Origin of the sequence: Vibrio sp. HB236076 (assembly GCF_040957575.1) — a bacterium.
Taxonomy (GTDB): Bacteria; Pseudomonadota; Gammaproteobacteria; order Enterobacterales; family Vibrionaceae; genus Vibrio.
The window spans coordinates 847,967-874,895 of the sequence record NZ_CP162602.1; the positions used below are offsets into that span (position 1 = coordinate 847,967).

Annotated in this window: 23 protein-coding genes; 12 read left to right on the top strand and 11 right to left on the bottom strand. The window is 46.7% G+C overall.

Features of this window, described 5'->3' with window-relative positions; translation table 11 throughout:
• Positions 1 to 209: 209 nt before the first annotated feature.
• Positions 210 to 1,190 (bottom strand): catabolite repressor/activator, encoded by a 981-nt coding sequence (gene cra, locus AB0763_RS17110; RefSeq protein WP_306099658.1) that lies wholly within the window; start codon positions 1,188 to 1,190, stop codon positions 210 to 212.
• A gap of 335 nt (positions 1,191 to 1,525) precedes the next feature.
• Here cra and fruB point away from each other — a divergent pair, with 335 nt between their 5' ends.
• Genes fruB through AB0763_RS17125 form a run of 3 tightly spaced genes read left to right on the top strand, consistent with a single transcriptional unit; the run spans position 1,526 to position 5,425 of the window.
• On the top strand, positions 1,526 to 2,686 hold the full coding sequence (gene fruB, locus AB0763_RS17115) for a fused PTS fructose transporter subunit IIA/HPr protein (protein WP_306099659.1): 1,161 nt from the start codon (positions 1,526 to 1,528) through the stop codon (positions 2,684 to 2,686).
• A gap of 26 nt (positions 2,687 to 2,712) precedes the next feature.
• Positions 2,713 to 3,666 (top strand): 1-phosphofructokinase, encoded by a 954-nt coding sequence (pfkB, locus tag AB0763_RS17120; protein ID WP_306099910.1) that lies wholly within the window; start codon positions 2,713 to 2,715, stop codon positions 3,664 to 3,666.
• A 16-nt stretch (positions 3,667 to 3,682) separates the two neighbouring features.
• Positions 3,683 to 5,425, top strand: coding sequence for a PTS fructose-like transporter subunit IIB (locus AB0763_RS17125; RefSeq protein ID WP_306099660.1), 1,743 nt, complete (start codon positions 3,683 to 3,685; stop codon positions 5,423 to 5,425).
• A gap of 243 nt (positions 5,426 to 5,668) precedes the next feature.
• Here the strand turns inward: AB0763_RS17125 and AB0763_RS17130 are convergent, their stop codons facing one another.
• Both AB0763_RS17130 and AB0763_RS17135 read right to left on the bottom strand, forming a co-directional pair.
• Complete coding sequence (locus AB0763_RS17130; protein ID WP_306099661.1) at positions 5,669 to 6,691, bottom strand: sugar-binding transcriptional regulator; 1,023 nt, start codon at positions 6,689 to 6,691, stop codon at positions 5,669 to 5,671.
• Between the two features lie 136 nt (positions 6,692 to 6,827).
• Positions 6,828 to 7,304, bottom strand: a complete 477-nt coding sequence (locus AB0763_RS17135; protein WP_306099911.1) for a DUF3299 domain-containing protein — start codon at positions 7,302 to 7,304, stop codon at positions 6,828 to 6,830.
• Between the two features lie 205 nt (positions 7,305 to 7,509).
• Between AB0763_RS17135 and AB0763_RS17140 the strand changes: the two genes are divergently transcribed.
• Entirely contained in the window at positions 7,510 to 8,988 is a 1,479-nt protein-coding gene (locus AB0763_RS17140; RefSeq protein WP_306099662.1) for an alkaline phosphatase, read from the top strand.
• A gap of 318 nt (positions 8,989 to 9,306) precedes the next feature.
• Here the strand turns inward: AB0763_RS17140 and AB0763_RS17145 are convergent, their stop codons facing one another.
• The 3 genes from AB0763_RS17145 to AB0763_RS17155 are packed head-to-tail and all read right to left on the bottom strand — an operon-like array spanning position 9,307 to position 11,679.
• The gene (locus tag AB0763_RS17145) at positions 9,307 to 10,254 is read right to left on the bottom strand and encodes an AEC family transporter (protein WP_306099663.1); all 948 of its coding nucleotides are present in this window, start codon (positions 10,252 to 10,254) and stop codon (positions 9,307 to 9,309) included.
• Between the two features lie 15 nt (positions 10,255 to 10,269).
• Complete coding sequence (pncA, locus tag AB0763_RS17150) at positions 10,270 to 10,899, bottom strand: bifunctional nicotinamidase/pyrazinamidase (protein ID WP_306099664.1); 630 nt, start codon at positions 10,897 to 10,899, stop codon at positions 10,270 to 10,272.
• Between the two features lie 54 nt (positions 10,900 to 10,953).
• Positions 10,954 to 11,679, bottom strand: coding sequence for a sulfite exporter TauE/SafE family protein (locus tag AB0763_RS17155; RefSeq protein WP_306099912.1), 726 nt, complete (start codon positions 11,677 to 11,679; stop codon positions 10,954 to 10,956).
• A gap of 687 nt (positions 11,680 to 12,366) precedes the next feature.
• Between AB0763_RS17155 and AB0763_RS17160 the strand changes: the two genes are divergently transcribed.
• A complete protein-coding gene (locus AB0763_RS17160; RefSeq protein ID WP_306099665.1) occupies positions 12,367 to 12,984 on the top strand; it encodes a LysE family translocator in 618 nt (205 codons plus the stop codon).
• 13 nt (positions 12,985 to 12,997) lie between these two features.
• On the opposite strand, the gene AB0763_RS17165 is transcribed toward AB0763_RS17160, so the two are convergent.
• Genes AB0763_RS17165 through AB0763_RS17175 form a run of 3 tightly spaced genes read right to left on the bottom strand, consistent with a single transcriptional unit; the run spans position 12,998 to position 15,838 of the window.
• Positions 12,998 to 13,909 (bottom strand): iron chelate uptake ABC transporter family permease subunit, encoded by a 912-nt coding sequence (locus AB0763_RS17165; protein WP_368644300.1) that lies wholly within the window; start codon positions 13,907 to 13,909, stop codon positions 12,998 to 13,000.
• 41 nt (positions 13,910 to 13,950) lie between these two features.
• Complete coding sequence (locus AB0763_RS17170; RefSeq protein WP_306099667.1) at positions 13,951 to 14,940, bottom strand: iron ABC transporter permease; 990 nt, start codon at positions 14,938 to 14,940, stop codon at positions 13,951 to 13,953.
• On the bottom strand, positions 14,930 to 15,838 hold the full coding sequence (locus tag AB0763_RS17175; protein ID WP_368644301.1) for a Fe(3+) dicitrate ABC transporter substrate-binding protein: 909 nt from the start codon (positions 15,836 to 15,838) through the stop codon (positions 14,930 to 14,932). Before AB0763_RS17175 ends, AB0763_RS17170 begins: the two co-directional genes overlap by 11 nt.
• Before the next feature lie 465 nt (positions 15,839 to 16,303).
• Here AB0763_RS17175 and AB0763_RS17180 point away from each other — a divergent pair, with 465 nt between their 5' ends.
• Positions 16,304 to 17,296, top strand: coding sequence for a transposase (locus AB0763_RS17180; RefSeq protein ID WP_306099669.1), 993 nt, complete (start codon positions 16,304 to 16,306; stop codon positions 17,294 to 17,296).
• A 577-nt stretch (positions 17,297 to 17,873) separates the two neighbouring features.
• On the opposite strand, the gene AB0763_RS17185 is transcribed toward AB0763_RS17180, so the two are convergent.
• Positions 17,874 to 18,713, bottom strand: a complete 840-nt coding sequence (locus AB0763_RS17185) for a formate dehydrogenase accessory sulfurtransferase FdhD (protein ID WP_306099670.1) — start codon at positions 18,711 to 18,713, stop codon at positions 17,874 to 17,876.
• Between the two features lie 197 nt (positions 18,714 to 18,910).
• Between AB0763_RS17185 and AB0763_RS17190 the strand changes: the two genes are divergently transcribed.
• The 4 genes from AB0763_RS17190 to AB0763_RS17205 all read left to right on the top strand — a co-directional run bounded on the left by AB0763_RS17190 (position 18,911) and on the right by AB0763_RS17205 (position 24,001).
• The gene (locus AB0763_RS17190) at positions 18,911 to 20,086 is read left to right on the top strand and encodes an efflux RND transporter periplasmic adaptor subunit (RefSeq protein WP_306099671.1); all 1,176 of its coding nucleotides are present in this window, start codon (positions 18,911 to 18,913) and stop codon (positions 20,084 to 20,086) included.
• 3 nt (positions 20,087 to 20,089) lie between these two features.
• Entirely contained in the window at positions 20,090 to 22,048 is a 1,959-nt protein-coding gene (locus AB0763_RS17195) for a MacB family efflux pump subunit (RefSeq protein ID WP_306099672.1), read from the top strand.
• Between the two features lie 3 nt (positions 22,049 to 22,051).
• Entirely contained in the window at positions 22,052 to 23,440 is a 1,389-nt protein-coding gene (locus AB0763_RS17200; protein WP_306099673.1) for an efflux transporter outer membrane subunit, read from the top strand.
• Positions 23,441 to 23,653: 213 nt separating this feature from the next.
• A complete protein-coding gene (locus AB0763_RS17205; RefSeq protein ID WP_306099913.1) occupies positions 23,654 to 24,001 on the top strand; it encodes a metalloregulator ArsR/SmtB family transcription factor in 348 nt (115 codons plus the stop codon).
• A gap of 72 nt (positions 24,002 to 24,073) precedes the next feature.
• On the opposite strand, the gene dkgB is transcribed toward AB0763_RS17205, so the two are convergent.
• A complete protein-coding gene (gene dkgB / locus AB0763_RS17210) occupies positions 24,074 to 24,937 on the bottom strand; it encodes a 2,5-didehydrogluconate reductase DkgB (RefSeq protein ID WP_306099674.1) in 864 nt (287 codons plus the stop codon).
• A gap of 273 nt (positions 24,938 to 25,210) precedes the next feature.
• Between dkgB and AB0763_RS17215 the strand changes: the two genes are divergently transcribed.
• Both AB0763_RS17215 and AB0763_RS17220 read left to right on the top strand, forming a co-directional pair.
• A complete protein-coding gene (locus tag AB0763_RS17215) occupies positions 25,211 to 25,735 on the top strand; it encodes a DedA family protein (protein ID WP_306099675.1) in 525 nt (174 codons plus the stop codon).
• Between the two features lie 108 nt (positions 25,736 to 25,843).
• Positions 25,844 to 26,920, top strand: coding sequence for a D-alanine--D-alanine ligase (locus tag AB0763_RS17220; RefSeq protein WP_306099914.1), 1,077 nt, complete (start codon positions 25,844 to 25,846; stop codon positions 26,918 to 26,920).
• Positions 26,921 to 26,929 lie beyond the last annotated feature (9 nt).

The window sequence follows — 26,929 nt, forward strand, 5'->3', positions numbered from 1 at the left end:
CACTCAAACGATATCAATACCCGTATCTGTCAATCTCACTGTGTTGCTTTCAGTTAACAATACAACACTAAGCGATAGTTCAACGTTGCAAAAGCATACTCTTTCACATTGATTGTTTTCACGTTGATGGTTAAAAAAGCGCGGCGTTCTGCCACTTGCGTTGGCTCGCTTGACGCTTACATAAGATTTCGTTCGCATCGCGCTTAACATCAACGCCGACGAATTAACTGGCGCGCAATAAATTCAACCCCGGTGTGGTAACGCTTAGCCGAGGCATTGATGGCCAACTCTGTGGCGCTGTCGGCGATTAACTCAAATTGCTGTGATAACGAATTAATTTTAAACGGCAAAAAGTCCAACAAGCGATTATCACCAAAGGTGGCAATGGGCAGTTGATGACTGAGCGTATTGTGATCCACCAGCACATCTAATACCCCTTCGAGTAAGGTATAAGATGTGGTCATCACGGCATCGGGCAGTGTGCCTTGCTCAAGCCATTGTGCGAACAGCGCTGAACCCTCACGGCGATCAAAGTGCTTTCCATAAGCGACTTGCAATTGCTTACCCGCCTGGCGCACTGCTTTCTCCACACCGAGATGGCGCTCTTTAGAAATCGTCAATTCAGGTAAGGCGCCAATGAGTCCAACGGTTTTGATCGACGGTGACAATATCGATTGCGTTAACTGATAAGCACCCTGATTGTCTTCGCTGACCACACAAGCAAAAAACTCATCATCTAAAGGGCGGTCGATAGCGATAACGGGGGTACCGAGTTTTTGTATTGCTAGGTAAAAATCACTGGCGTCGGGCATGGTGCTGGCAACGAGCAATGCATCGATACGACGGCTAACTAGAGCCTGCGCGACTTCTTTCTCGCGTTCGTTGTCATCATCAGAGCAGCCTATCAATATTTGGTAACCCGCTTGGCGCGAGTTGTATTCGAGTAGCTTGGCCAGTTTTGCGTAACTGCTGTTTTCAAGATCGGGAATAATTAAGCCAAAAGAACGTGAGTGTCCTGCTCTTAGTGAACTGGCTGCCCTATCTGGTTGGTAGTTGTGATCATTGACTACCGCCATGACTTTTTGTTGCGTTTTTGCACTGATTCGATATTGCTGCGCCTTGCCATTGATGACATAACTGGCGGTGGTTTTCGATACGCCGGCGAGTTTGGCAATTTCATCCAATGTCATAATAAACGATCCTTTAAAGTGTGCGCATGATCATAGATATCAATGCCAAGTGAAAACAGAATTTGCATTATAAGCTGAATCGGTTCAGTATAAAAGCTGAAACGATTCAGCAGCGAGATAAAAGTGAGGACATCGCCGTTTTGATGTTAACTTTGCCTTGTTTTAGGCTTCTCTGTGTTCGATGCGTTGGGGAATGGATTGTTCTTTTTGAGAATGAAAAATTTTTTATCTCAATGCTGAATCGATTCAGCATTCGATTTTTACTGTGATAGGTAAAGTTATTCTTGGTGGCGGCATGGGTTTGCGGCCATCTATTTGTACTACGAGAGGCAACTATGCTGACTTTAACTTCCGATGACATCACTCTGGGCCAAAGCGCGAGTAATAAACTGGCGGCGATTAAAAATATCGCTCACCAATTACAACAAAGACAACTTGTTGAGCCCGGATACGTCAATGGCATGCTCGAGCGTGAACAACAGAGCTCGACCTACCTTGGCAATGGTATTGCAATTCCACACGGCACCACACAAACCCGTGACAAGGTGATCAAAACCGGAGTGAGTATTTTCCACTTTCCGAATGGCGTCGATTGGCACGATGGCAACACCGTGTATCTGGCCATAGGTATTGCGGCTAAATCGGATGAACATCTATCCATTTTAAAACAATTGACCAAAGTATTAAGTGCCGATGGCATCGATGAGCAACTAAAAAACGCCACCGATAGCAAACAGCTGATCGAGATTTTACAAGGCAATGCCGCCCTGCCCTGCCACCTAGATGAGTCGCTGATCGCTTTGTCGTTTCCTGCCGACGACATGCTACAGCTCAGTGTCGCTGGGGCCGGATTATTAAAAAATCAGCAATGTGTCACCGCGACATTTGTCGCTAATGCGATTGACTGTGCGCCCTCCCACCTCGGGAACGGATTGTGGTTAATGCATTCTGATCAGCACGTCACTCAACCTGCAGCCAGTTTTGTTTCCGTCGCTAAGGCCTTTACGCATCAACAAAAAGAAGTGAAGGGGCTGCTGATACTTGCCGGCCAAGCGGATGCTTTGCTTCCTCAATTAAACAATGTGGTTGAACTGTTGTGGAACAAGCACCAAGAAACCTTGTTCAATCAAACCAATAAAGCCGATGTGGTGGCAACATTGCAAGGCCAAGTGCCGGCAGGCGACACCCAATCTGCCTCAGCATCCCATGACGATAACAACGCACACAGCGCGGTGTTTACCATCAATAATGCCCACGGCCTGCACGCCAGACCCGGTGCCATGTTGGTTGCTGAAGCGAAGCGTTTCCAAGCCAAAATTCAAGTTGCCAACCTCAATGGCGACAACAAAAGCGTCAATGCCAAGAGTTTGATGAAAGTGATCGCGATGGGCGTTCTCAAAGGGCATCAACTGCAGTTCACCGCTCAAGGTGAAGACGCCGCTGAAGCGCTCGATGCGATTGGCAAGGTTATTTCACAAGGCCTTGGTGAGGCGTAGGAGTTATCATGACCAGTCACACATCAATGACCGATAAAGTGGTAACCATTACCCTCAACCCCGCTTTAGATCTTACCGGAGAGCTGGATACGCTCACGCCAGGGGCCGTCAATCTCGTCAACCGCAGCACGTTGCACCCTGCTGGTAAAGGGGTCAATGTCGCTAAAGTGTTGTGCGAGTTGGGCGCCAAAGTGACCGTCACCGGGTTTTTAGGTCGAGAAAACCGCGCTCAATTTGATGATTTATTTCAATCGCTCGGCCTGCATGATGCCTTTATCGAAGTCGACGGCGCCACACGAGTCAATGTCAAATTAGTCGATAAAGAGCGCTCTGTTTCAGACATCAATTTTCCTGGCGCCTCGATAAGCCAAGCCGATATCGCCCGCTTTGAAACCACCTTATTCGAACTCGCCAAGCAACACGAGTATTTTGTGATTGCCGGCAGCCTGCCGCCAGGGGTATCGCCGCAACAATGTGCAAAATGGATTGAACGGCTCCAGTCGATGGGTAAGAAAGTCGTTTTTGATAGCAGTCGAGCGGCGCTGTTAGCGGGTATTGAAGCCAAACCTTGGCTTATCAAACCCAATGATGAGGAGCTCGCCTTCATACTGGATCGCGATGTGAATACGTCAAATGATCTTCTTGAAGCCATTAGGCAGCTCAACCAACGCGGGGTGAGCAATGTGATTGTCTCTCGCGGTGAACAAGGCCTGCTTGGTGTGTTTCAAGGACAACTCTATCAAGCGAAAGCCCCCGTCATGCCCGTGGAAAGCACCGTGGGCGCCGGAGACACGTTAGTCGCCGGCCTAACATGGGCTTGCATGCAGGTGATGCCCGTTAGCGAAGGGCTGGCCTTTGCCACGGCCCTATCCGCTTTGGCGGTGACCCAAGTCGGTGTTGGGATCAAAGACTTCGAACAATTAACAACAACAATAAAACAAACACAAGTAACGGCATTAAGCCCTACAAACGTGAACTAAAACAAAGGTGAATGTGATGAATATAGCCATTGTGACAGCCTGTCCGAGCGGGATGACAAATAGCTTTATTGCGGCCAAATTACTTGAAAAAGCCGCCCAAGAATTGAACTGGACTTGCCAAGTAGAATGCCAATCTAGCCTTACCGGTGGATCGGTGTTGTCTGCTGCAAGCATCGAGCAAGCGCAACTGGTTGTGATAGCCAGTGATCAAGACATTGATACCACGCGCTTTATCGGCAAACCGGTCAGCAAACTCAGCATTGAAGAGGTGATAGAAAACCCAACAACTTCGTTGCAACAAGCCAAAGAGCGCGCCAAAGTACTGACTCAAGACCAAGCTTATCAAGCGCCACAAGCACCATCAGCTGGCGTATTGACGAGCAAAAATGTCGTCGCTATTACCGCGTGCCCAACCGGGGTAGCACACACTTTTATGGCCGCAGAAGCCCTTGAAGAAGAGGGTAAAAAGCGCGGATACAAGATCAAAGTAGAAACCCGTGGCTCGGTCGGTGCGAAAAACCAATTGACCGCCGAGGAGATCGCACAAGCAGATTTGGTCATTATTGCCGCAGACATCGAAGTACCTTTAGAGCGTTTCGATGGCAAAAAACTCTATCGCACCAAAACCGGACCGGCGCTGAAAAAAACCGCGGCTGAGATGGACAACGCGTGGGAGCAAGCGAGTGTTTATCACCACAGCGGTGCGAAAGAAACCAGCTCGAGTGAGTCCAAAGGCGTTTACCAGCACCTCATGACTGGGGTATCTCATATGTTGCCGGTTGTGGTTGCCGGGGGCTTGATCATTGCACTCTCGTTTGTCTTTGGTATCGAAGCGTTTAAAGAAGAAGGCACTCTTGCCGCCGCGCTGATGACCATAGGTGGAGGCTCGGCATTTGCTCTTATGATCCCCGTTTTAGCCGGCTTTATTGCCTTTTCTATCGCCGATCGTCCAGGCCTGGCTCCTGGCCTGATTGGGGGTATGCTGGCCAGCACCATTAACGCTGGGTTCTTAGGCGGTATTGCGGCCGGTTTCATCGCCGGTTATAGCGCGAAGGCTCTTGCACAATGGATAAAACTGCCGGTCTCGATGGAGTCACTCAAGCCCATTTTGATCATTCCTTTTGTCGCCAGTTTGTTTACCGGCCTAGTGATGATTTATATCGTGGGCAGCCCGGTAGCATCGATCATGGCCGCGATGACAGAGTTCCTGAACAGCATGGGCTCAACCAATGCCGTATTACTTGGTATTATCCTCGGCGCAATGATGTGCTTTGATTTAGGTGGCCCAGTCAACAAAGCCGCTTACACCTTTGGCGTGGGACTGCTCGCTTCTCAACAATACCTGCCGATGGCGGCCATCATGGCAGCGGGTATGGTACCGGCATTGGGAATGGGCTTAGCCACCTTTATGGCAAAGAAAAAATTTGACAAGTCAGAGCAAGAAGCGGGTAAAGCCTCTTTTGTACTGGGGCTGTGCTTTATCTCTGAGGGGGCGATACCCTTTGCCGCGAAAGATCCAATGCGCGTGATCCCTGCGTGTATGCTTGGCGGCGCGACCACCGGTGCCCTTTCTATGTTAATTGGCGCAAAATTGATGGCTCCCCACGGCGGATTGTTTGTTCTGTTTATTCCTGGCGCTATCAGCCCAGCCATCATGTACTTGGCGACCATCGCCCTTGGCAGTGTGATCACCGCAGTGACCTACAGCCTGTTAAAAGTGCGTGGCAGCGCCAGCGAAGCAGACTTGGCCTCTGCCTAGCTCGTGTTAGGCCGCACAAACCTATAACAAAGCCGGCGCATTCGCCGGCTTTTTGATGACAACCTTCAGTACAACGTTTGGTTAAAAAAGACGGTCACTCAATGGGTTAACTCGACAGCCAAGCGAGGCAGATCACAATGGCAAACATCACACCAACCATTTTTAATAATAAGCCCATACTGCGAGTTCCGCCTTTTGGCGCTTGATTACAACACCCCATATCCGCTCCTTTGTCCTGTACTCTCAATCGAGTGGTTTTACAGAGTCTACCCCTTGCCCTTGGGGTAAGGTCAACTGCCCCATTTGTTGGTCGAGGTTAAGAACCGTCAGCGCATTGCTGACACTGGTGGCTAGTACATCGATCGCCCCAGTGCGCAAACCGCCTAACAAAGCCAACGGCTTGTTGTTCTCGGCTGCAATCGCAATCGTTTCTGATACCGAGCGAAAATCTTCGATCCCCAAACCAATCACACGATCGTTCATCACGGTATCGCGAATTTGACCGTGAATATCAAAAAAATCATAGCCGGCAAAATCGCCGACGACCCCGTGCTCGACACGCGATGACACGACTTCTTCCGCGGTAAACCAGCCAAGGTCAACCATATAACTATTCTCACTCATATCCCCGATGCCCACCAAGGCGACATCGGCTTTGCGCGCCAAATCTAAGGTTTGTTTGACCGTGACATTTTGCATAAAGGCGAACTTTTGCTCACGAGTTTGCGCGTACGCTGGAGCGTAAAGTGTCTCTGAGCTGCCGCCGTATTTTTTGGCTAACTGACGACAAATGTGATCGGCGTTAAACATCCCACCACGGGGGTGAATACCGCCAATACTACAGACAAATTTGCAATCTCGTGGGTCAATCACACCGGTGTGATGTGCCACAGCCGACACATTTCGTCCTTGGCCAACCGAGACCACCATACCGGTTTTGAGTTGACTTGATAAATAATTAGACACTAAGCCCGCCACTTGCTGCCTTTGCAGTTCATCATTGGGTTGATCTAAGGCAATGAGTGCGCGTTTAATCCCAAAACGCTCAATCAAACGCTGCTCAATTTGGGCACTGAAAACCGGGTGATACTTGACCGTGATTTCGACAATCCCTTCCTCGCGAGCTTGCTTTAATAAACGCCCTACTTTGGCTCGTGAAAGGTGGTATTTTTTAGAAATCTCTTCTTGAGTGGCCCCTTGCTGATAATAAGCAACGGCTATCGCAGTGAGTAAATCGGTTTGCTGATCAAAAGTCGACTCAGACATCCACATTCTCTCTATTGGTATGAGCACATGCTCAATCTATACACATGTGTTCAGAATACCATGCCTGTCCGCTTAATCCACTGCAATCACTGCTCTTTGTGTCTTTCAGGATTCGATAACCAGGCTGTCATTTCGTTTACTCTTGAAAAGGAGCAACAGACACCCCTTCTAACAGGTAGCCAGTTTGCGCTAACTCTGATTGGGTGGTCTGGGTTTTCATGACTCCGGTCACATTGACCACATCCCATAATTGTTGGATAGGCGCACCGTGCTCGAATTTAACATAGATGATTTGATTTGGCGGCGGTGGCGGGACGTGAATACAAGCACCAAAAAACGGCACCAATAAAAACTCCGTTATTTTTTCATTATCACCTTCAAGTGGAATTACAAAACCCGGTATAGTAATTAATTTATTATTAAGGTCATCTCTCACTCCACCAAATAATAATTGTGCTGGCGCCTCTCCATCGTGATTAATAATTTCTCGCTGTGGCGGAATTGTATTTCTTTCTTCAAAAGGGATTAAGTCTTGCCATTGTAATGTTATAACATCCTGTTTTTCTTTGGCCAGCACGAGATTTGCACTCACTAGCCCACTCACAAGCAACATCAAACAAGCTTGATAGAACAATTTAATCACACACTTCAAAACAAACCCTTATTTATAAAAATCTTGTATGTTTTATTGTAGATTCCAATTAATAAATTTTGATGACAGCGCCATATTTTCATTTTTCCGTCATCAATAATTCACAGTAATAATTATATTCTATGGCGAAATTAACACGCTATTTATGATAAAAATGGAGTTCTTTGTGAATACTCACCCTTTATTGCTCAGCGCCGCAATAACCTTGGCCATCACCGGCTGCACAACACAACAAAATGCTCATGTTGATGCCCCACAAGCTAACGACCCTTGGTTTACACAAGCACAAGACGCGCTTGCCAAAGCAAAAGCCAATCAACCAATTACCCATCCGGCCAAAAATGTGATCTTATTTGTTGGCGATGGCATGAGTGTCGGTACCATTACTGCCGCCCGTATTTTTGAGGGCCAGCGCCAAGGTTTACTCGGTGAAGAATACCAACTGACCATGGAAACCCTTCCTAACGTGGCCTTGTCGAAAACGTATAATACCAACGCTCAAACCCCAGACTCAGCCGGTACGGCGTCGGCGATGGTTTCAGGTGTCAAAACCAAGTCGGGCGTGATCAGCATTAACGACAATGTACAGCGCGGTTTTTGTACCACTGCCAAAGGCAATGAAGTGAAAAGCGCTTGGGAAATGGGCGCAGAAAAAGGCTTGTCGGTTGGTGTGGTCAGCACCGCTCGCATTACCCATGCAACGCCAGCAACAACCTACGCACACAGTGCTGATCGCAACTGGGAAAGCGACAGCTCCATGCCCAATATTGCCAAGCAGCAAGGCTGTATCGATATTGCACAACAGCTGGTTAACTTTGATAAAGGCAATGGATTACAAGTGGTCTTTGGCGGCGGTCGCCGCGAGTTTCTCCCTGAGACCGTCGTTGACCCTGAAGGTAAAAAGGGCAAACGCAGTGATGGTAAAAACTTAATTGAGCAATGGGAAACTCGTTACCCAGATGGCCAATACGTCTACGATAAAAACGGCTTTGATCAGTTGGGCAAAGACACTACGCGTGCCTTTGGTCTGTTTGAAAGCAGCCACATGAAATACGAAGAGGATCGCGGGGCAGATGAACCTTCGATTGCCGAGATGACGTCTAAAGCCATCGATATTCTCTCCAACAATCAAGACGGTTATATGCTAATGGTTGAGGCTGGTCGTATCGACCACGCTCACCACGACACCAACGCTCGCCGTGCATTGGCAGAAACGGTTGCTTTTGATCAAGCCATCAAAACCGCACTCGAAAAAACCAATCCAGAAGAAACGCTGATCATCGTGACTGCCGACCACGCGCATACTTTTATTATGAATGGCTACTCAAACCGCGGTAACCCAATTTTAGGCTTAGCTAAACTCGGTAACGAATACAGCGAAGATGAATACGGCCGCCGTTACACTACCATCAGTTATGGCAATGGCGCGACCGCTGCCAATGGCCCGCGAGAAAACCCAACCGAAGACGAAGTCCTCGCGCTGGATTACAAACAGCAATCATTAATCAAGTTCTCTTCAGAAACGCACTCTGGCGAAGATGTGGCTATTTTTGCCAAAGGGCCAGAAGCCTACCTATTCCAAGGTGCGGTTGAGCAAAATTACATTTTCCACGTGATCAATGAGGCGCTGCAGCTAACTCAATAACGGTGAAGATGGTATTTTAGCGCTAACAACCTGGCGTATTTTTGTCCCCGCCAACACAACCGCCGCGGGGACAAACTTGCACTCTCTTATACCCTAACTGTTTCTCACCTTTTCACAGCAAGACCCCCCCACTCAATGATCGCCCTCCCAGGCAAGTCGCAATAGCAGTGAGTCACACATCACACCACAAGCCGATTCACTCGTCTTGGTTTTCGCTGTGTTTCTGAGCGGCCTTTGAGCATAGATACCAGTAGTTCATCGAGTTCAACCGTTAGGTACCGGCAGACAAAAACAAGCAGCCAGCCATGACTAAGCCCATTAAAACTTCACTAATAAGTGGGCTAAAAACACCATCAGCGGAATGGTCAATAATGAACACAAGGTGGTGAGAAGCTGAGTCGAGGCGCAAAAAGCACTTTGCCGATAACGCTCACCAATCACAGTAAACGTACTGAGCATAGGCACACAGGTGATCAAGACTAAAGTTAAAAACAGCTCAGGATGATCGCGTAATAATGCGTACCCTATCGCCATAGCAATCAATGGATGAAGGACTAATTTACCCATTAAGGTTAACGTGACCGCACGCCAGTGGGTTTCACTTAACACCACCGTGGCTAACGAGCCGCCAATCACAAATAACGCCACCGCGACAGCCGAAGGGGCCAACAGGTCGAGGGTGGTTTGCGCGACTTGGGGCAAGGTTATTTGAGCCAGGTTGCCGACAATCCCTAACACAATGGCGATCAATAACGGATTTTTTATACTGCGCTTTAACACCAACCAAACCTTGGTCGCCAAGCTTGATGATGAAGACGAATGATGATAATCCATCAAAACAAAGCAGATAGGCACCACAATCAAGTTTTCGACAATTAAGGCCATAGCAAAACCACTCAGCGGCGGATCGGCCAGTATTTGACTGAGTAAAGGAAAGCCAATAAATGCGCTGTTTGGCACCACCATACCCGTTACCGATACCGATGTCGTTGGCCAGGGTTGCTTGAGTAATGCAATAAATACGACGATCCCCAAACCGAGCGTAACCAAAGACGCACAGATGTAGCTAATAAAATAATTGGGGTTGAACAAGGCTGCCAAGTCTAAAGTGAGTAAGGTTTTTACAATCACAGCAGGTAAAGCGACATACATGACATAGCGCCCCATTTCTGCAAACGTAGTAACCGACAATAACTTGGCCTTAGCACACAAAAATCCGATTAAGATAATGATAAATATCGGGGCAATCACACTGAGAAGGTCCATCGATTCCCCTTTGAGTTATTGGTTCAAGTATTGCTGAATTTGTGATGAGGAAATCACCGTTCCCCCTTTGGCTTCAATCTCTTGATACGCGTTTTCGATATCGCCAGGGCTTAACTCAACACCGCGACAAGCGTCTTTTACTACCGCGGTATGATAACCCAGTCTCAACGCATCAAGAGCGGTAAATTTGACGCAGTAATCCGTGGCTAACCCGACGATCAAGAGTCGATTAATTCCCAAACCTTGTAGGGCGTCGTCGAGGTCAGTCTTAAATTTGTCTTGGTTATCAAAAAAGCCGCTGTAGCTGTCAATATCACGGTGCGTGCCCTTGTAGATCACGTGCGCTATGTTTTCGGTTTCTAAGCCAGGAATAAAATCACTACCAAGGCTGCCTTGAATACAGTGATCGGGCCACATAATCTGCTCAACCCCATTCACTATTTTGATATCACCGACCGGAGCGCGGTGCGTCGACGCAAAGCTACTGTGACCACTCGGATGCCAATCTTTGGTAGCCACAACGACATCAACTAATGGCATTAACTGATTGACCACTGGGATAATCTCATTACCGCAGGGGACGGCCAATGCTCCTTGTGGTGAAAAATCATTTTGAATATCAACCAAGATAAGCGCACTTTTCATAATCAATCCTTTATTCTCTCTGAAAACCGTAACCGCGCACCCGAAAACAACGCGCTACTTCATAACAAAAAGGCTTTCGTAAATCGCCACACTGCCCGATACCGAGCACAACAACAAGGCTGAATACCTCACGGTTTGCTTGGGTAAGTGTTCTGTGGTTTTAATCGCCAAAAAGAACCCCGCCATCGTCGCCGGAATCAACGGGACACTCATGTAAATATGTGACCATGTCACATGTCCTAATACAACCAAAACCGCAATCGATATTAAAGAGCTGGCAATAAAAAAGGCCGACAAATTGGCGCGCAACGAATGCGCTTCTTGATGTTGAAGTAATAACGCCATCGGTGGGCCACCAATCGCACTACTGGTCCCAAATAAACCAGAAAAGAACCCCGCAACCGCCATACGCCTTGGTGTGGGTTCATAGCGAATCGGCATTAAACTCACCAACACCGCCACTAACACCAGAACGCCAACCCACATCGACAGCACAGAACTAGAAACCCAGACTAATAAACCCGCGCCCAACAACGACCCAGGTACTCTGCCAAGCAGCGCCATTTTCAACTGCCCAATTTTAATACTGCGACGATGACGGACCGCCCCCAACAATGCGACCGTGAACGCACTGATAATGATCGGTAAAGGGACCCACTGCGGGTCGAGTATGATCAAGACCGGCGCGGCAATAATTGCCAACCCAAAGCCAATCGCCGTTTGTACATAAGCACCAATAAAAATCACCAACATCGGCAACCACAATTCCTCTATACTCATCATTTCAGGACAGCCACCTATTTCATCAAAATCATCATTAAACCATTACCCATCGTGGTCTTCTCAACCCAACCATGTTCAGGACACCCATACATTTACGATCACTTGCAAAGGACATCTCTCGACGCGACACCTACCCGGACACACACAAAATTTCACAACACTTTTAAGACAACCACAAGCTTCAAAACTGTGCCCCCCATGAATCAACGGGATGGAATCAACGGGACACTCAGAATCAACGGGACACTCATATAAATATGTGACCATGTCACATGTCCTAAAAAACGTTGAGGACAGTCATAAAAACAACGACAACGCCATTGTCTAGACAGGCATGAACTTTTAGCCACACTAATCTACAACAAAGCTCCGGACACTCAACAAAGATCCGGACACTTAAGGATACATATACTCACAGCAGTTGCGGACAGTCATAAAACAGTCCAAACATAATATCAGGGACAGACACCGAGTGAGTTATTGGCAACCACTTTCTCTCACTATCGCACTCAATTTAGGTCCATCGTTCATATCGCACAATAGTGTACTTTAATCGGTTGATAAAGGCGTTAACTTTTACAACAATGACAATTATTTAGCATAATCGTCTATCAAAAAGTCTTCCTCTCTCGGTCGCTTATCGATACAATTGGTTTCACATTAATGTATTAAGGAAGATACCTAGTGAACAGCGCGTTACTTGCCATGTTTATCCCAACCTTTTTCTTTGTATCAATCACCCCTGGTATGTGCATGACTCTGGCATTGAGTTTAGGGATGAGTATTGGCTATAAACGCACCTTGTGGATGATGGCCGGCGAAGTTGTTGGCGTGGCGTTAGTGGCTATCGCCGCCGTCATTGGAGTAGCGACAGTGATGCTCAACTACCCAATGTTGTTCATTGGATTTAAGATCATAGGGGCGAGCTATTTATTCTATTTAGGAGTTCAACTTTGGCTTTCAAGAGGCAAATTGGCTCTTTCTCAAGAAACCAAGACTCAACAAGGCACAGATTGGGAGTTGGTTGTGCAAGGTTTTGTTACCGCTATCGCCAACCCTAAAGGCTGGGCATTTATGGTGTCTTTGTTACCTCCATTTATCGACCAAAGCCATGCTCTCACACCACAACTGGCTTTTTTAGTTTCCATCATCATGTTATCTGAGTTCATCTGTATGACATTATACGCCACTGGCGGTAAAGGCTTAAAAAAACTCCTCGGGGATGACAAAAACGTACGCTTGATGAACCGCATTGCCGGCTCACTGATGATGATGGTTGCCATTTGGTTAGTCATGAGCTGATCAAACCTCTGAATTACTTCATTTTAGACAATAAATACAAAAAATACGGCGCCCCTAACAACGCCGTCATAATACCAGCCGGGATATCCAGGGGCGGCGAAATATTGCGTGCGAGCAAATCGGCAAACAGTAGCAACAAACTGCCGACTAACATGGAAACTGCGATCAGTTGGAAGTGATTTCCCCCCACGAGACGACGAGCAATATGAGGCGAGACCAATCCCAAAAATGCCAGTGGACCACAAACCGCCACCGACACCGACGTTAGCAAGACCGCGAGTAATAATACCCCCAACCGTGTCTTGTTGACTTTCACACCCAGGTTAATGGCTTTTTCATCTCCAATCGCATATAAGTCGAGTCTTTTACTACAACTGATGGCCACAGGTAACAGCAGACACCAAGGCAGCAATAACGTCACTTGAGTCCACCCTCTTGCCCACAAACTGCCCGTCAGCCACAGCAGGGCCTGGTTAATATCCACTTTTTGCGTCAGCATTAAAAAATCGATGACTGATCCCAAAAGCGCAGCCAAAGCGACTCCGGTCAATGCAAACTCAATAGGCTTGTGTAACCGACGACAAAACACCAATAAAACCCCCGCAGCAACCAAGCCTCCCACAAGCGCCACCCAGGGCAATAAATACACCGAGCCATTCGGCATATAGAGCATAAAAAAGACCGCAGCCAGACCGGCGCCATGGCTGATCCCTAAAATATCAGGCGATGCCAATGAGTTTCTGACCACGCCTTGGACCAATGCACCAGAGGCACCTAAGAAAGCACCAACCATGAGTGCGAGTAGTACCCTTGGCAACCGATAGTCATACAAGGTAAATTGATGAGCAGAATCACTGGGCTGCCAAAGCTCATGCCACGCTAAATCAACGGCGCCCATTTTTAAGTTGGCGATACATAACGCCATAATGCCAAGGGAAAGATAAAGATACACAGAAGATTTTTGCACTACTTCTTCCTAACCAAATAAAAGAAACTCGGAGCGCCAATTAACGCAATAATCGCCCCAGCAGGCGTCTCTATGGGATAGGCCACCCAACGACTTAATACGTCGGCAGTTAAGCACAGTGAGCCACCAATTAAAGCGCTAATTGGGATGATGAATCGATGATCGTACCCAATCAAATAGCGTGCTAAATGTGGTACTAATAAACCAATAAAGCCGATGCTGCCCACCGCGCTGATGCAAACGGCAACCATAACTAAAATGATGAGGCCTGTGACCCATTTTATCGTATTCAAAGACAAACCTAAGCTCTGCGCATTTTCTTCGCCAATCGCTAAGAGGTTGAGTTTTGGGGAAATAATCACTGACAATAACAAACAAATCAGTAATGGCAAAGTGATGGTTTGTAAGGTGGGCCAATCAGCACTGATCAATGATCCCGCCAGCCAAGCGAGAATATTGGCCGCTTTTTCTTCTTCAAGCAGCATAATTAATTTGGTTAAGGACATGCACAAAGCCGACACCGCAATCCCGGCAAGAACAAGCCGTGCTCGATGAGAAGGGCCAGACAATACCCCGCCGAGCAACATGACAATGCACCATGCAAGGCAACCGCCAATCATTGCCGCAAAAAAAGAAGAAAAAACACTATCAAAAGCCCATACTGTCGTGACCAAAGCAACCGCGAGAGAAGCCCCTGCATTCACACCTAACACACTTGGTGAGGCTAAAGGATTGCGTGTCATTGCTTGCATCAACACCCCGGCAACGGCAAGACTGGCTCCGACCAACCAAGCCGTTATCGCTCTTGGTAAGCGAATTTGTTCAACGATCATGGCTCCCATCGTCGTCGGCTCAAAACTTAAAGCATCCTTTATATCAATGACGCTTATGTGGATGGGGCTAAACGTTCGCAAGCTGAAGATCAGCATAACAATGCTTATCAATACAAACCCCAAACACAGACTGCTAAAACGAAGATTAGCCTTCATGGTTTGACTGACTCAATAAGTCTAACACCTGTTGTGCAATCAGCTCTGCTGAGATAACACTGCGACTTCTCGACCACAGCTGCCCGTCAACCAGATACATTTCCTCGGATTTAGCGGCCGACATAAATTGCCATAAAGGCTGTGTTTGCCATTGCTCAAATATCGGTTCTGACGACGCTTTAGCATAAAACAAGACATCTGGATTGACGGCAAGAAACTGCTCAAGGTTAATTTGCTGAGTGGCCATTTTTTTTGCAAAGAAAGGAGGATTTTGAAATCCAAGCGCCTTTAGGACACCACCGGCATAAGACATGTTAGGGTGCGCCGAAAAGACGTTCTCAAGTGCTGAACCAAACAACGCAGTTTGACCATTCATCCCCATCGCATTGAGCTGTTGTCGATAGCTCGCCATACGTTGCTGGTGCAGTGCCAGGCGTTTTTTCATCACACGGCCACGACCAACGACGTCAGCGATAATTTGAGCAGACGCTAAGTTATTTTGATAAGTCTCTCTTCTCGAAGCCAACATCAGTGTCGGTGCTATTTTTTCTAAATCTTTTTTGATCGCAGCATGCCGACTCGGATCAGCAATGATTAAGTCTGGCGCCAATTCAGCGATCACTTCCAGGCTTGGTTGTGCTCGACTGCCTACCGAAGTCCAAGCCCCAAAGTGCTGGCGAACTTGAGGTATTAAACGATTAGGGTCATTATCGTCGGCAATACCAACCGGCGTAATATCGAGCAATGCCAAAGCCCCAGCAAAAGAATATTCCAAAACAACAATGCGTTTGGGCTGACTATCTAACGTAAAAGTACCTTGTTGATCTTGCACGGTAACCGGAAAAGACTGAACGCCAAAAGAGCTAAGAATCAAAATTGAAAGCATTACCAAAGGCATAAGCCAAGTAAAAAAAGGACGAGTCATGATGATATAGTTTCTAAATGAAAATTATTATGATTTAACCTCGACATTATGCCCTAGCTTCAACTCAAAGGCGAGTTGCGGCTGAGAATTTACTCAATCACCCGCAGCGACACTCCCCAATCTACAGGACAGTCAATATCTATAGGACAGTCAACAATCTCTATCAAACGGTGAAAAAATACTGTGGGACAGTCACAAAATTAACCGTATCACACCCGGAGCAGTTTCCCCTTCTGTAAAACCACCTTAAACGGCTTCATTATTACTTAACTGAGAACAAGTGATCATTGGGACAGTCATGATCACTAGGCTGTTAACCATTTCTTTTACCAACAAAATATTATCTAAATCTTACCAAATGCTATTGACATCTTTGACAGTTTTCAACAATGCGTCTAATGTTATTACTGTATATAAAAACAGACTGGACATACTGCCATGACTCAAGCTCGTTCTTCGCTGATTTCTCTGCAAGACACACCTTATTACCACTGTATCTCTCGTTGCGTCCGAAAAGCGTATTTATGCGGCGAAGATCAGCAAAGTGGTCAGTGCTTCGATCATCGTAAAATATGGCTAATAGAGAGAATCAGGCTACTATCTCAAGTATTCTCTATCGATATTTGTGCCTACGCCATTATGTCTAATCATTATCATTTAGTGCTTCACGTCGATGAAAAAAAAGCAAAAGGCTGGTCTAATTATCAAGTGATACAACGTTGGACCAAACTTTATCGTCCTTTGCCCTTGATAGAGCGATATTCAAACAATGAATTGACGGAAAAACCTGAAATAGATTGTGCGGAGAAAATAATTCATCAATGGCGAGAAAGACTGATGGATATCTCATGGTTTATGAAAAACCTTAATGAGTACATTGCTCGCCAAGCCAACAAAGAAGACCAATGTACCGGACGGTTTTGGGAAGGACGCTTTAAATCTCAAGCTCTACTTGATGAGCGGGCGCTGTTAAGTTGTATGGCTTATGTAGACTTAAACCCGGTACATTCAGGCTTAGTAAATCGACTCGAGGACAGCGAATTTACCTCAATTTATGAACGATTACACGGTTATGCTTGCAAGCAAGATTCGGGGAGAGGGCAAGTACAAAGCCTGGCTCGAACAAAACTGTTTGGGTTTTTAGGCAATCAAAGAGCAAAACAGCCGTGTAAAGGGTTAGCATTTTCATTACTTGACTATTTTGAAATGGTTGACGTTTTGGGTCACGCCATTCGACCAGATAAATGTGGCTCATTACTTGTTAGCCCTTGTACTTTACTCCAAGAACTTCAACTCGACAGTGACGAATGGTTAACTATATCAGCGCAATTTGGCCGTCATTTCACCTGTGCAGTAGGTGGAATCAATGAGCTTAGATACTTTGCACAACACACTCGGCGAGCCTGGGTCAGGCAAGTACGCATTAGATAACAATAACTTAATACCGATGAATTAGCCTGGGCAGAGCGCTACCCCTGTTTATTGTCTCACTTACTGATTTATTGTACCAACTCACATCAGCGACCTAAACGTTGTCTCACATACCCAAGTCATTCCCCCAATCAAAGTGAGCAGGCGATCGTATGATCGTTTTATGTCAAAAACTCAATTTATAAGGACAATTTATAAGGACAGTCATCTTCCACTGTCACACATCATGGTAAATAGAAAATAAAATTATTAATTAACATACTTATTTAAAATGATTTTTTAAAAGTTTTTAATGTTGAGAATAAAATGTTTTCAGGGTATTAATTGAGTGTCCATTTTTCCGTTGCTTGAGCTTGTGAGCTGTCTCAATATGCTTTGAAGAGATACTCACCTACTTTTTGACTGTACTATTGAACTTGGACAGTGCTATTGAACTGTTCTGCTGAGTTTGATGTGATTAAACTTTCTGTGTGTCCACAAAAAAGAGTGATTGTGGATGTTAGCTGCTCACAAAAACATGAGTGTCCCCTTGATGAATTTATGAGTGTCCACCTGATTTTTCTATTGTCTCGATCAATTACTGTTTTAAACGCCATGGTGCATGGTAAACATTAAACGTCTCTGAGCGGGTAAACCCAATCAGCGTGAGATCAAAACGCTGGGCAACTTGAATCGCTAGACTCGACGGTGCACCGACAGCGATAATGACACAAACGCCCGTGACCAACGCTTTTTGCATCAGCTCAAAACTGACACGCCCACTCAATACCAATACCCCTTGGGGATGCCACCGCTCGTGAGTAAGAAGATACCCGGTCACTTTATCCAATGCATTATGGCGTCCGACATCTTCCATGACGCATTGCCAATCACCTTGTGACCAATAACCGATGCCGTGAACGGCCCCCGTGGCAGCAAAGAGTACTTGTTGCTCTTTGAGCTCGTTGACAAGTCGCTTGACTCGTTCTGGTTTCAACCAATGCGAAGCCGTGTCTAAACAAGGCGAAAGTGTCAGCTGTAATCCTTTTAAAGTGTTTATACCGCAAATACCACAACTGGAGTGACTGACTTGATGGCGTGAACTCTGAGCGAGTTTTGGCACTGTATCTGGCGTGAAGATCACCAATTGATGATTGGCAGACCAGGTAGTGTGATCGTCATAATCTTGGATAACTTGGACAGAACAAAGAGAATCAATCACACCTTGGTTAATCAACAAACCGCGAATGAGATAAGTATCCATACCTGGCGTTCGCATCGTGACAAGCCATGGTTTGATGATTTCCTTATCCCCTTCCTGCCATTGCAAGCTAATTTGTAGCGGTTCTTCAACGATCACTTGATCGATACTTTGATTCGAGTGATTAATGTGATTGATATGGATCTTGGCCACATCCGCCAATGCTTTGGTTGTCATAACGCTATCGAGCCGCCAATTTAAAGTGCTCAAAGGAACATACTCTGAGCTTAGCATCAGTGCAAGTATTTGAGACTCCCGTGGCTTTACATTAGATTTACACAGCTAATACGTTGATTTACGGTTTTTTTCGTTATAATTGACCGATACTTTTCTTTTTGGTCCTCCAGTTACATGGCGATATGCCGTAGACACTTATGAAAAAACAATCCAAGTACCTTCTATTTATTATCGTCTTTATCGCGCTCATCGGTGGCACGGTTTATTTTTATTGGCGCCCTACCCCAGCTCCAGAATACGTGACCGAGCCCGTTCGTTACGGCTCAATTGAACAAACGGTCCTCGCCAATGGGATGATCCACGCCTCTAAACTCGTTTCAGTGGGTTCACAAGTGTCTGGCCAGATCAAAACGCTCGCCGTATCGCTAGGTCAAAAGGTAAAAAAAGGCGATTTAATCGCTCAAATCGATGATTTAACCCAGCGCAACACCTTAAAAGAAGCTCAAGCCTCATTGCAGAGTATTGATGCACAACTTAACGCCAAAAAAGCGCAAATCGAACAGGCAAAACTCGAATTTGAACGTCAGACTCGAATGTTAAAAGACAAGGCCAGTTCACAAGCCGACTTCGAGTCGGCCAAGGCGACATATCAGGTCTATCAGGCTGAATATCAACAATTATTGGCGGAAAGAAAGCAAGCGGTGATCAGCGTCGACAGCGCCAAACTCGATCTTAGCTACACCACCATTACCGCCACCATGGATGGCACGGTGGTTTACACCAGTGTATCTGAAGGCCAAACCGTCAATGCCAGTCAAAGTACCCCGACCATTGTCGAGCTTGCCAATCTAGACCAAATGACCATCAAAGCGGAAATTTCAGAAGCCGATGTCATTAATGTCAAACCCGGCCAAGCGGTGTACTTCACCATTCTCGGTCAATCTCAGCACCCCTTTCACACCACAGTGCGCGCCATTGAACCGGGTCCTACGTTGATGGATGGCGATGACAGCGATCTGACCTCAAGCGATGATGATGCGATTTATTACAATGGGTTATTTGATGTCGATAACCCAGACCAACAACTCCGTATCGGTATGACAGCGCAAGTCTCTATTGTCCTTGAGAAGGCCGAACACACGTTACTGGTGCCCGCTCAAGTACTGAAACCTGGTAAAAGGCCTGGACGTTATAATGTGCCTATCCTTGAAGATGGTCAGCTAGTCAACAAGCCGGTCAAAGTAGGCATTAACAATAAAATACAAGCACAGATCTTAGAAGGGTTAAACGAAGGGGATCGCGTTATCTTGGGTGCACCTTCACAAAATGCAAGCCAGTCTGGACGTCGCTCTGGCCCACCAATGAGGTTTTAATTGATGAGTCATCCACTATTACAAGTGAAAGGGTTGTCGCGTCACTTCGCAGCAGGTGATCAATCCTTGACTGTCCTCAACTCGGTTGACCTAATGGTAGAGCGTGGTGAAATGGTGGCGATTGTCGGCGCTTCTGGCTCAGGTAAGTCAACATTGATGAATATTCTTGGCTGCTTAGACCGGCCCAGTGAAGGCGACTATTGGATTAATGGACAGTCAACCAAATCCATGAGCCCTGATCAATTAGCCGCACTGCGCCGGGAATATTTTGGTTTTATCTTTCAGCGCTATCATTTGTTGAGCGATCTCGATGCCATTGGCAATGTCGAAGTGCCGGCTATCTACGCAGGCAAAGACAAAAGTGAGCGTCAGCAAAGAGCGGAATCTCTCCTAACCCGTTTAGGCCTAGAAAGCCGCCTTGATCACAAACCCAGTGAGCTCAGTGGGGGTCAGCAACAAAGAGTGAGCGTCGCTCGAGCCTTAATGAACGGCGGTGATGTCATTCTTGCCGATGAACCCACAGGGGCTTTGGACAGTCACAGTGGCCAAGAAATGATGGCCTTGTTACAAGAGCTCCATCATGCCGGCCATACGATTATTTTAGTTACTCACGATATGGATGTAGCCCAGTTTGCCGATAGGGTGATTGAAATTAAAGACGGGGAAATCATTCGCGATACCCAAAATCGGCAGAATAACGACGATTCCGATAAAAAACAGTCACTAGAAAAGCCCATAGCGACCTCAAAAAGTGCCGTCAGTTTGGCGATGGAATCACTGCGTGAAGCGTTCAAAATGGCAATCTTATCCATGGCCAGTCACAAATTACGGACATTTTTGACCATGCTGGGCATTATTATTGGCATCGCATCGGTCGTTTCCGTCGTGGCACTAGGGACAGGATCACAACAATCTATATTACAAAACATTGCGTCATTGGGAACCAATACCATTGATATCCGGCCCGGTACTGGCTTTGGCGACCGCCGGTCAGGTCGAGTGAGAACGCTCACCGCTTCTGATGCCCAGGCACTGACTCATTTATCTTATGTTGATAGTGTCACCCCAAGCCTCAATACCAGTGTCACGGTCCGCTATGAAAACCAGGCGGTCACTGCGACGGTCTCAGGCGTGGGTAAAGATTACTTTCGCGTCAAAGGTTACCAGTTATCACAAGGGCAATACTGGGATCAGCAAGACGAGCAAAACTTGGTACAAAACGCGGTGATTGACAATAATACCTTAAACGAAATGTTTCCTAATGCCAGCCCAATTGGCGAAGTGATCTTTGTGGGTACGCTACCCGTTAGAATCATTGGCGTAACCAAGAAAAAAGAAAGCGCGTTTGGCAATGACGATGCGCTAAAAATCTGGCTGCCCTACTCAACGGTGTCTGGCCGTATGGTTGGTCAACACTACCTTGACTCCATCAGTTTACGCATTGCCGATGACGCACCGAGTAATGCCGCAGAGCAAGGGATCATCAGTTTGTTAACCATGCGCCATGGCAAACAAGATTTTTTCACCATCAATACCGATACCATCAGGCAAAATATTGAAAAAACCACCTCTACCATGACCTTACTGATCTCGGCTATTGCGGTGATTTCATTGATTGTTGGAGGGATTGGGGTCATGAACATTATGCTTGTTTCCGTCACTGAACGCACCAAAGAGATCGGGGTGAGAATGGCCGTTGGCGCTCGGCAGGGTGATATATTACGTCAATTTCTCATCGAAGCCGTGTTGGTGTGTTTGATCGGTGGATTACTGGGGGTATTGCTGTCTTACTTGATTGGCTTGGCATTTTCTGCCTTTGGGTCTCATTTCACGCTCATTTACTCCACCAGTTCCATCATTGCCGCCTTTGTTTGTTCAACACTGATTGGGGTTTTATTTGGCTTTTTACCCGCCAAAAATGCCGCCAAACTCGACCCTGTTGATGCCTTAGCCAGAGATTAATCTATGAAACCTTTTCAAACCCTACGCGGTAGCGTGATTTCTTTTTGTTTGTTGGCCTTATGGGGTTGTACGAGCACTTCAGACGAGTCATTTAAAGCGCCAAAAGCGCAAGTCCCTCAAAACTGGTCACATGCCCTGCCGATCACCGCAGACAATACGCCTTGGTGGCAAACGTTCCAAGACCCTGAGCTCAATCGCCTCGTTGAACGGGTATTAAAGAGCAATAATGACTTGGCCAGCGCGACCTTAGCACTGCAAAAAGCGCGTTTAGAAGCGGGGCTCGCCGAAGATGATCTCAACCCACAACTTGCGTCTAGCACCACAGCCAGCAAACAAAAAAACCTGTCAACTGGCACCACTACAGACAGTTTTTCGACGTCGTTATCCGTGAGCTATGAAGTTGACCTTTGGGGCAAATTATCCGCCGATACCGATGCCTACGTCTGGGCAGCCAAAGCCAGCGAAGAAAACCGAGAAAGCATTGCCCAAAGCTTGATTGCCACCACAGCCACGCTGTATTGGCAAGTGGGGTATTTAAGTGAATTGGTTTCCTTAAACGAGCAAAACATTCAAGCAGCGCAAACCACATTAGAACTTACTGAAAAACAATATCAATACGGCTCGGTATCGCAACTCGATGTGATTGAAGCGCGGCGGACATTGGCGTCGTTACAAGCTTCACAAACTTCAGATCAGCAAGACCTTACCGAAGCGAAAAACGCCCTTGCCCTACTATTTAACCAAGCGCCGAACCCTGACATGACCGCCATTTCGCGCTTGCCGCAAGGCCCGTTACCCGAAATTGATGCCGGCATTCCCGCTGAACTTTTGCAACGCAGACCCGATGTCCGTTCCGCTCTCGCTACGCTCAGATCAAAAATTGCCTCACAACAAGCCACCGAAGCGAGTTATTTTCCGAGTTTGACCCTCACCAGCACGCTTGGCACGTCCTCTTCAGCGCTTGAAGACTTACTGCGCAACCCGATTGGCACGTTAGGCGCGGGGTTAACCTTGCCGTTTTTGCAGTGGAATGAAATGAAAATTCAAGAGCAGATTGCTGATATCAACGTAAAGTCTGCCATCATTGACTATCGCCAAACACTGTATAGCGCCTTTCAAGATGTCGAAAACGCCTTGTCAGCACGTCAGCAGTATCAAGAACAGTACACTTACTTAACCACTCAGTATCAAGCCGCCCTCGCCGCCGAAACCATCTATCAAAGTCGCTATCAATACGGCTCAGCCAGCCTGATAGATTGGCTTGACGCCCAAGAGGACCGTCGCGATGTTGAAGCAGACCTATTAGAAAACCGATATAACCAGTATCAGACGCAAGCAACCTTGTACCAAGCGCTTGGTGATGCTCCGCCAATAGCGTCAACATCACAATGACACCAGGCAAATTGCTAACCCACTCACATAAACAACACGTTAATCGCCTTGTTTCGCATGAAAACGCTCAAAATGGTGAGTTTTTGCTAACTTTAAGTAAAAATTTATTTAATTTCAGTCGATAAGGATTTAAGTGGCTTGTTGTTGATGAGCAGTCATCCTATTATACACGGCTCGATTTCTGTATTGATTGTCTTGTTACCTGGAGTAGTCATGGATCCGGTTTTATTTTATAAGTGTTTGGCCGATGATACTCGTCTTCGCTGTATGTTATTAATTCATTCACAGCAAGAATTGTGTGTTTGTGAGTTGGTTGAAGCGATGCAAATGTCGCAGCCGAAAATTTCTCGCCACCTTGCACAGCTGCGTCAATGTGGCTTGCTCAGCGACCGTCGTCAAGGGCAATGGGTCTTTTATAGTCTCAACGAGGGATTACCGAATTGGGCAAGGCAAGTCATCGCACAAACGGCAGAAGGTCAAGGCGATTTTTTCGGTTCAGATTTAGAAAAACTTGCTCAAATGAAATCACGCCCTGAGAGGCAGACCTGCAGCGAAGAATAAATCGCGGTGTAGCGGCACTCACCGTGTGCCGCATCGCTGTTCATTATCTTGTCTTTAACGCTGGATTACTGACTAAGCACAGTCCATTTGCGAGCTCTCATCCAAACTTTCCAAAACGTCCTTATCCCACGCCGGAGAAAAATCAGGATTGGTCATTTTTTGGTTGCGGTTGAGATCATTAATCTTCGCCACGTCGGCAGGGCTAAGCGCTAAATCCATCGCCGCTAAGTTATCGGCAAGATGAGCGCGTTTTGACGACGACGGTATCGTGGTGATCCCGTTGAGCAAACACCAAGCAATGACAATTTGACTTTCTGTACGCTGATACTTTTTGGCTAAATCGACAATCACTGGCTCGGCAAGCACCTTACCTCGAGCCAAAGGCATGTACCCGGTCACGTGGATTTGGTGTTGATGACAATACTCGATCAGCATGTGATTGCCGTGATAAGGGTGCACTTCGACTTGGTTGGTGTAGAGCACTTCTGGCGCAAGAATCGCTTGCGCTTGCTTTAATTGAGCAATCGTGAAGTTCGAAACGCCAATTTCCAAAGTAAAGCCTTTCAACTTCGCTTGTTTTAACGCCGCTAAGTACTCTGCCATTGGCACTTGATTGTTCGGCGACGGCCAGTGAACTAATAACAAGTCGACATAATCTAGGCCCAAGCGCATTAAACTGCTCTCGACGCTGCGAATAAAATCGTTAGGTCGCAATTTGTCCCACCACACCTTAGTGGTAATAAACAACTCACTGCGAGAGACGCCGCTGTCTTTGACCGCTTGGCCAACTTCTCTTTCATTGCCGTAAAACTGAGCGGTATCAATATGGCGGAACCCAAGCTCGATTGCCGTCAATACTGTTTGGTATGCGCTCTGCCCTTCAAGGCGATAAGTTCCTAACCCTATTTGTGGCATGGCACGGTGTGTGATCCCCATAGAAACCTCCAGGTCATATCTGATGAGTGTTTAGTGTGCCAAAAATTGCACCGCCATTGTTAAAACAAGGACAGAGATTGAACAGTCTAAGTTTAAGTTTCTGTTAACTTGTGCCATAGCTCTCAATTTCATATTCATGATGAAAAATTGTCATTTAAGTGAAAGAAAATATTTCCTCTCTGGGTCTACTCTGTTATCGAATCGCAATTGAGAAACGCCATGTTGTTTGATGAGCTGATCACCACTCCCCAATCATGGGGCGCAGTAGGAATAATGCTAAGTCTCATTTTATTGACCTATCTGTTAGAAGATGTCGCCATTTTTACTGCGGCCTTACTCGCTGCTGATCAAAGTATCTCATCGAGTTATGCCTTAATCGCGGTATTTATCGGCGTTGCCACAGGCGATATCGCCCTGTATGGCTTGGGGTGGTGGGCAACCAAATCTCGCCGTTTGCGGTATTGGTTATTAAAGCGCAGGCGTCTTAAATCAATCAAACGCGCTTTGCAGCAAAAAGTGTTTACCAATATTTTCATTATTCGCTTTATTCCCGGTCTGCGTACCCTTGGCTATAGCCTAAGCGGCTTTTATCGCGTGTCTTTTACCCGTTTTTGCGCGGCCGTTTTACTGGCGACGGCAATATGGACCCTGTTGATTTTCACCTTAGTGTTTCACTTTGGGGCATTGAGTTTTTGGCAAGACAGTCCGCTTAAATGGGCACTCTTACCTCTGGGGTTGGTTTTGTTGTGGCAACTCAATCGAACCATGTCTAAAAACTTGGCGCTTGCGTCATCTTAATTGAGGAAATTACTCTTGAACGGATTACAACAACAAGACTCAGACCAACACGTACCTCAGCGAGATAACGTGGTGTCGTTTAAACAGCACACCGAAGCGGTCTCTGGCATGCCGCCGTTGGACGATTCTGGCCCTGCCATTTCGCGACATGAGTTTTGGCCCGCGTGGTTTTTTTACACTCCCGTCGTGATCCAGAGCCTTTGGCACAGTGTGAAATACCGCAGTATCGGGTTGCCCCTAATTGCCAATCCATCCGTCTGGTTATCTGGCATGGTTGGCGAGTCTAAAAAAGACATTCTCAACCTTGCGGGCGAAAAGGCCAAACCATGGATTTTGCCTTTTACCTGTTTGCGCAAAAACAACGATGCCATCGCGCTGCAGTATTCGGATGCAAAGCACGCCATGGACGATGCCAATTTGAGCTTTCCTCTGGTTGCGAAACCCGATAAAGGCTGTCGCGGCGTCGGCGTTAAATTGATAAAAAACGAACAGCAACTCAAACGCTATATCGAGGCGTTTCCGGTTGGCGCCGATTACCTGTTGCAACAAAAATCCATATACGATGCCGAAGTCGGGGTATTTTACGTCCGCTACCCTGGGCAAGAGAAAGGAGAAATTATCTCTTTGGGCTTGAAATACGCCCCCCATGTCAAAGGCGACGGCGTGCATACTTTGGAGCAGTTGATCGACAACGACCCCCGCGCCGGTCAACTCACTCATCTATACAAACATCGACACCATGAAAAGCTCAATTGGGTGGTCCCCGAAGACATGAGTTATCGACTGGCGTTTGCGGGCAGTCACAGCCGCGGCTGTATTTTTAAAGACGGCAATCGCTACATCACACAAGCCTTAACCGAACAATTTGACGAGATTTTCCACGATGTCGACGGTTTTTACTTTGGGCGTATGGACGTTAAATTCAAAGATATCGACAGCTTGATGCAAGGAAAAGCGTTTCAAATTATCGAAATGAATGGCGCCAGCAGCGAATCCGCGCATATGTGGGACAGTAAAACCCCTATGCGACACATTTTTGCCACTCTACTTAAGCAATATCGAATGCTGTATGAAATTGGCTATCAACAAAAACTACGCGGTCATACCCCGCCATCGTTACTGACTCTGTATCGCGCTTGGCGAGAAGAGAAAAATCTTGAAAAACACTACCCATCAACCGACTAAGGAATCACT

Coding starts and splice junctions, on each gene's coding strand:
- AB0763_RS17180 (WP_306099669.1), top strand. CDS start 16,304: ATGACTCAAGCTCGTTCTTCGCTGATTTCTCTGCAAGACACACCTTAT.
- AB0763_RS17145 (WP_306099663.1), bottom strand. CDS start 10,254: ATGGACCTTCTCAGTGTGATTGCCCCGATATTTATCATTATCTTAATC.
- AB0763_RS17190 (WP_306099671.1), top strand. CDS start 18,911: ATGAAAAAACAATCCAAGTACCTTCTATTTATTATCGTCTTTATCGCG.
- AB0763_RS17205 (WP_306099913.1), top strand. CDS start 23,654: ATGGATCCGGTTTTATTTTATAAGTGTTTGGCCGATGATACTCGTCTT.
- AB0763_RS17170 (WP_306099667.1), bottom strand. CDS start 14,940: ATGAAGGCTAATCTTCGTTTTAGCAGTCTGTGTTTGGGGTTTGTATTG.
- AB0763_RS17215 (WP_306099675.1), top strand. CDS start 25,211: ATGCTAAGTCTCATTTTATTGACCTATCTGTTAGAAGATGTCGCCATT.
- fruB (WP_306099659.1), top strand. CDS start 1,526: ATGCTGACTTTAACTTCCGATGACATCACTCTGGGCCAAAGCGCGAGT.
- AB0763_RS17165 (WP_368644300.1), bottom strand. CDS start 13,909: ATGGCGTTATGTATCGCCAACTTAAAAATGGGCGCCGTTGATTTAGCG.
- cra (WP_306099658.1), bottom strand. CDS start 1,190: ATGACATTGGATGAAATTGCCAAACTCGCCGGCGTATCGAAAACCACC.
- dkgB (WP_306099674.1), bottom strand. CDS start 24,937: ATGGGGATCACACACCGTGCCATGCCACAAATAGGGTTAGGAACTTAT.
- AB0763_RS17155 (WP_306099912.1), bottom strand. CDS start 11,679: ATGAGTATAGAGGAATTGTGGTTGCCGATGTTGGTGATTTTTATTGGT.
- AB0763_RS17125 (WP_306099660.1), top strand. CDS start 3,683: ATGAATATAGCCATTGTGACAGCCTGTCCGAGCGGGATGACAAATAGC.
- AB0763_RS17220 (WP_306099914.1), top strand. CDS start 25,844: ATGCCGCCGTTGGACGATTCTGGCCCTGCCATTTCGCGACATGAGTTT.
- AB0763_RS17185 (WP_306099670.1), bottom strand. CDS start 18,713: ATGACAACCAAAGCATTGGCGGATGTGGCCAAGATCCATATCAATCAC.
- AB0763_RS17195 (WP_306099672.1), top strand. CDS start 20,090: ATGAGTCATCCACTATTACAAGTGAAAGGGTTGTCGCGTCACTTCGCA.
- pncA (WP_306099664.1), bottom strand. CDS start 10,899: ATGAAAAGTGCGCTTATCTTGGTTGATATTCAAAATGATTTTTCACCA.
- AB0763_RS17135 (WP_306099911.1), bottom strand. CDS start 7,304: ATGTTGCTTGTGAGTGGGCTAGTGAGTGCAAATCTCGTGCTGGCCAAA.
- AB0763_RS17130 (WP_306099661.1), bottom strand. CDS start 6,691: ATGTCTGAGTCGACTTTTGATCAGCAAACCGATTTACTCACTGCGATA.
- AB0763_RS17200 (WP_306099673.1), top strand. CDS start 22,052: ATGAAACCTTTTCAAACCCTACGCGGTAGCGTGATTTCTTTTTGTTTG.
- AB0763_RS17175 (WP_368644301.1), bottom strand. CDS start 15,838: ATGCCTTTGGTAATGCTTTCAATTTTGATTCTTAGCTCTTTTGGCGTT.
- pfkB (WP_306099910.1), top strand. CDS start 2,713: ATGACCGATAAAGTGGTAACCATTACCCTCAACCCCGCTTTAGATCTT.